The 4,717-nt window shown below is 73.6% G+C and carries 6 protein-coding genes; 1 reads left to right on the top strand and 5 read right to left on the bottom strand.

The genetic code is table 11. The features are described 5' to 3' along the window. The 3 genes from E4P40_RS26375 to E4P40_RS26365 form a co-directional block, all read right to left on the bottom strand. A partial coding sequence (locus E4P40_RS26375) for a hypothetical protein (RefSeq protein ID WP_135161275.1) occupies positions 1-852 on the bottom strand: 852 nt, incomplete at its 3' end. Between the two features lie 4 nt (positions 853-856). Then, positions 857-1,282: a hypothetical protein gene (locus tag E4P40_RS26370; RefSeq protein WP_135161274.1), complete on the bottom strand. Its 426-nt coding sequence runs from the start codon at positions 1,280-1,282 to the stop codon at positions 857-859. A 26-nt stretch (positions 1,283-1,308) separates the two neighbouring features. Then, entirely contained in the window at positions 1,309-3,156 is a 1,848-nt protein-coding gene (locus E4P40_RS26365) for a hypothetical protein (RefSeq protein ID WP_135161273.1), read from the bottom strand. A 109-nt stretch (positions 3,157-3,265) separates the two neighbouring features. On the opposite strand from E4P40_RS26365, the gene E4P40_RS26360 reads away from it, so the two are divergent. Further along, complete coding sequence (locus E4P40_RS26360) at positions 3,266-4,051, top strand: MerR family transcriptional regulator (RefSeq protein WP_167762379.1); 786 nt, start codon at positions 3,266-3,268, stop codon at positions 4,049-4,051. Here the strand turns inward: E4P40_RS26360 and E4P40_RS26355 are convergent. Together E4P40_RS26355 and E4P40_RS26350 are read right to left on the bottom strand one after the other, a co-directional pair. Then, positions 4,014-4,232 carry a hypothetical protein gene (locus E4P40_RS26355; RefSeq protein WP_135161271.1) on the bottom strand — a complete coding sequence of 73 codons (219 nt, stop codon included), beginning with the start codon at positions 4,230-4,232 and terminating at the stop codon, positions 4,014-4,016. The genes E4P40_RS26360 and E4P40_RS26355 overlap by 38 nt on opposite strands. 47 nt (positions 4,233-4,279) lie before the next feature. Continuing rightward, a partial coding sequence (locus E4P40_RS26350; protein WP_135161270.1) for a siderophore-interacting protein occupies positions 4,280-4,717 on the bottom strand: 438 nt, incomplete at its 5' end.

Raw genomic sequence — 4,717 nt, 5'->3', positions numbered from 1 at the left:
GCCGAGGGTGCCGGAGGCGATGTCGTTCGCCGCGCCCGGGCCGGTCTGCCAGAACACTGTGCGCGACAGTCCGTCGAAGGCGGTCGACCCCAGGAGCACGACGACCACGGCCGTGAGCCCGGGGAGGGACGGCGGCACGGTGGCGTTGACGAGGGGGTTGCGCAGGACGAGCCGGCCGTCGTCCCGTCGTGCCCACGGTGACAGGCGCGCGATCAGGCTGGAGTAGACCTCGAAGCCGTCGCCGGCGGCGAACCATCCCTCGCCGAACCAGGCCGCCAGGGTGAGCTGGACGGCGGCGTAGCCGAGGAGGAAGACCGCCACCGTGCCCGGCTCGGCGCGGTCCGGGTGGACGAGCTCCAGCCAGACGAAGACCAGCAGGGCAGCGGCACCCGGCCACAGGCCGAGCGCGGGCAGGCGGTCCGCCCCGGGCGCCCGGGGGAGGACGGCGCGCAGCCCCCGGTGCAGCAGCCGCAGGGGATTGACCACCCGCCAGATCGGCCCGAGCAGCAGGCTGGCGGGCACGAGCCCGACCCAGAACGTCACGTACAGCACCCACGGGGAGAGGTTCCGCGCGGTCTCGCGCGGTCCGGCGACCGCGACCACCGTGACCAGGACGGCGACCGCCAGCGCGGCGGCCTGCAGCCCCCGGCGGGCGGACCGGCTGTCGACGACGCGTTGCAGGGCTCCCGGCAGCGGCCGACCGGACGACGCATCCCCGAGCCTGGGGGTCCGCCAGAACAGCAGCAGGACCACGAAGCTGATCAGGATGGCCGCGCCGGCGCCGTAGAGGGCCAGCCCGAGCGGGATGGGGAGGTCCGTCCGCGACCCCACCCCGTGGGCGAGGAGGCTCACCTCCTCACTGGACCTGCAGCGAGAGCAGCACGGTGCCTGCCTCGTGCAGCTCCACCTCGAACACCCCCGGGATGGTCGCCTCGAAGGTGATGCTCGCCGGCTGTCCCGGCGCCAGGTCGGCGGTCAGCTCGTAACCGTGCACGTGGACCTCGTCGGCGACGTCGCTGGTGATGGCCAGCGTGACCGGCGTGCCCGCTGCAACGGGCACCCGGCCGGTGTCCCCGGTGACCGCACCACCGGCGACGGTGACCTCGATCCGCTGCGACTCCGGGGCGGCATTCGTGGTCGCCGAGGGGGGAGCACTGCCGGGGGAGGACGACGTCGAGCTGGCGGCGGGTGGCTCCGCGTCGGTGCCGGTGCACCCGCTGACCACGAGGGCGAACGGGAGCCCCACGAGGGCAGCGGAGAGCCGGGCACGACGACGGTTCACGGGGGGTCTCCGGGAGGTCGGGAGGATCAGCGGCTGCCGAGCTCGGTGGACGTGCGGGACGACGCGTCGTCGGCCGGCGGATCGGCGGGTGTGTCCGGGTAGGGCTCCCGGACGCTGGCCCGGCGCGCGTACCGGCCGACCCCCCACGAGATGGCGGCGATGAGTGCGAGGGTGCAGAACAGGACGACGAGGTTGGCGACCGCCCAGAGTCCGCCGCCCGACGCCTTCAGCTCCCGCTGCAGGATCTCGATCTCCGGGATCGCCGAGCGGGTCATGCCGTCCTCGGCGGGGATCTCGTCCTCGCCGAGCGCCTGGTCCTCCGGCAGGTAGATCGGGACCGCCGTCAGCACCCGGCCGTCGTGGATCCGCAGCAGTGCCTTCCAGGTGCCGTTCACCGGGATCGGCTCGGTCGTGCGGTACGCGCCCTCACCGGTGCGCTCGAGGTCGTCGACGACCAGTCCGTCGCCCTGCCACGAGGTGATCTGCACCCAGGCGGGCTCGTCGACGAAGTCGGCGGGGTCGAGCTGCACGCTGATGTGCGCCGTCCGCGGGTCGTCCTGGACGTCCTCGATGGCGAACGTGGCGTCGAGGTCGTCGGGAACCGTGGCCAGCAGGCCATTGGTGACCGCGGCGGCCAGGACGACGAGGGAGCCGGCGACCACGGCGCGGGCGACCGCCGGGCGGGGCAGGCGCCGGCGCAGGCCCGCGGCCAGCAGCGCGCCCAGCAGGCCGCCGACGACACCGCCGACGATCGCCATGAGCGTGCCCTCGACGAGGATGTCGCTGTTCCACGACAGCGTCTGGGTGAACAGGGTCCAGCCCCACTCGGTGGCGTGGCCGACGGTGCCGATCGCGACCCCGGCGACGGCGCCGAACACCAGCGGACGGCGGGCCAGCGACACCGAGAGCGCGAGCAGTTCGACGACGATCGCCGAGCCGAGGTAGAGCGGGAAGGTCGGCAGGATCTCGCCGAAGCCGGGGCCCACGATGAGCGCGATGCCGCCGCGGACGACGAGGAAGAACGCGGCGGCCGCGAGCGCGCCACCGCGGCCCATGAACAGCCGGGCGGCGACCAGGGCGAGGCCCGCGGCGCCGGCGATCATCAGCGGCTCGAGGACCAGCCGGAACTGCGGGACGTCGAAGTCGTACTCGCCCTGGAAGACCGACAGCCCCAGGAGGAGCCCGCCCATCGCCGAGGCCTGCCGGACGAAGCGCGCCGTCTGCCCGACCTTCCGGTCGCCGTCGTCGGTGGACAGGCCGCCGTGGCCCTCCTGCTCGAGGACCAGCAGGCCGATGATCGACAGCCCGGCGCCGGTGATCAGCATCAGGTGGGTCGGGCCCCACAGGGTGACGTCCTGCCCGAAGAGGCGGTGCCAGACGTCGTCCAGCGGGAAGCCGAGGAGCGCGTAGAAACCGGCGGCGGTGAGCAGGATGCCGCCGACCGGCACGTCCCAGCCGCGCAGGAACCGGATGGCGGCCGGGCCGGGCTTCTCGTCCAGCGGCATCGAGCAGGCGAGGACACCGCCGGCGAAGACGCCGAAGAGCCCGAACAGGATCAGGAAGTGGGCGGGGTTGGCCAGCGGGCCCTCGTCCCGCCCGACGCCGATGTGCAGGCTGATGTCCCACAGCATCCCGAGGAGCGCGACCAGCAGGGAGACCGTCGTCAGGATGGTCGGCAGCGCCACCCATGCGGGCACGCCGGTCGCCGTGCCCAGGCGGGTGCCGATCCGGGTCAGGATCGTCGACCTGCGGGTGCGGTGCAGGAAGACGAGACCCAGCAGCAGTGCGGTCAGCCCGAGGCCGATCCCGGTCGCCAGGATCACCTCGCCGATCGCGGCGCCTCCGGCGGGACGTGTGTCAGCAGCGAGCAGCACGGAACCTCCTCTGGCCATGTCGGCTATGGAACACCCATCACCGTGACATCACCAACTGATACATAGAACGATGCGTTTACGGTGGGGTCACGATGACAAGGGTGTGGCGGTGACCACTGCGGCCGGCTCGTCCGTCGCCGGGGAGGACCCTGCCCTGGAGCTGACGGTCGACGAGCTGGCCGCGCGGGTGGGCGTCACCGTCCGCAACGTCCGTGCGTACTCTGCGCGCGGTCTGCTGCCGCCGCCGCGCATGGTGGGCCGGACCGGCTACTACGGCCGCGAGCACGTCGCCCGGCTGCTGCTGGTCCGCGAGATGCTCGCCGAGGGCTACTCGCTGGCGATGATCGAGCGGACCATCGCCTCGGCACCGCCGACGGCGAGTTCGGCCACGCTGGCCCTGCACCGCGCGCTCCTGGCCCCGTGGCTGCCGCCGGAGCCGGAGGAGATGACCGGTGCGGAGCTCGCCGCGCGGGCGGGGGTGCCCGAGTCGCCGGCGCTGGTGGACCGGTTGGTGGAGCTGGGACTGGTCGAGCGCATCGGCGAGGGTGACGTGCGGGTCCTCGACCCCGCCCTGCTCACGGCGGGGCTGCAGGTGGTCGCCCTCGGCGTGCCGCCGGACGACCTGATCGATGCGCAGACGCGGGTCAACGCCCACGTCCGGGAGATCGCCGAGACCTACGTGCGGATGTTTGTCGCGACGGGACTGCGCTCGTTCGTGGAGGCGGGCGCGCCGCCCGAACGGCTGGAGGAGGTGCGGGACATCGTCGCCCGGCTGCAGCCCGCGGCGGCCCAGGCGGTGCTCGCGGCGTTCCGCACGGAGATGGCCGCCGTGGTGGAGGAGACCCTGGGGGCGGTGCTCAGTCAGCTCGAGGAGCGGCCCGACCGGGGCCGGTGATCTCCTCGCGCTCCATCGCGACGCGGGTCGCCTCCTCCACCTCCTCGCGGGCGCTGAGCCGGCGGTCGCGGACCACCGCGCCGACGACGAGTGCGATGAGGACCGCGGCGGGCACGAAGAAGCCGACCGTCCCGATGACGCTGAGGCCGTCGGTCGCGAGGACGTCCACGGCGCTGCTCATCCCTCCATGTGACACCGATCGATGTCACGAGTCAAACCGGAGCGGTGTCAGTCGCTCGTCTTCCCCCGGCGCCAGTAGCCCATGAACGCGACCGACGTGCGCTCGAGCCCGGCCTCCTGAACCAGGCGGCGGCGCAGGCCCTTGACCGTCCCGGCCTCGCCGGCGAGCCAGACGTACGGACCCGACGATCGTCGAGGGCCGGGGTCCTCCTCCGGCACCTCCCAGAGGATGCCGGTGTCCACGTCGACGTCGTCCAGCGGCGCGGCCGGCGCGGGGACGACCGCGGCGCTGATCTCCTGCACCGCCGCGACGACGGCGGCGGTGAGCAGCATGCCGTGCGGCGCCGGCACGGCCGCGTCGGCCGGCCAGCGGGGGAGCCAGGTGACCTCGACCCCGGCGGGTGCGGCGAGGGGTAGCACGTCGCCGGCCGTGGGCACCTCCAGCATGATGCGCGCCCGCCGTCCTACCGGCAGCGACTCGACGAT

The sequence above is a fragment of the Blastococcus sp. CT_GayMR20 genome, assembly GCF_004570345.1.
Note: the sequence above shows the minus strand (reverse complement) of the source record. Positions and strands in the feature narration are given on the sequence as shown.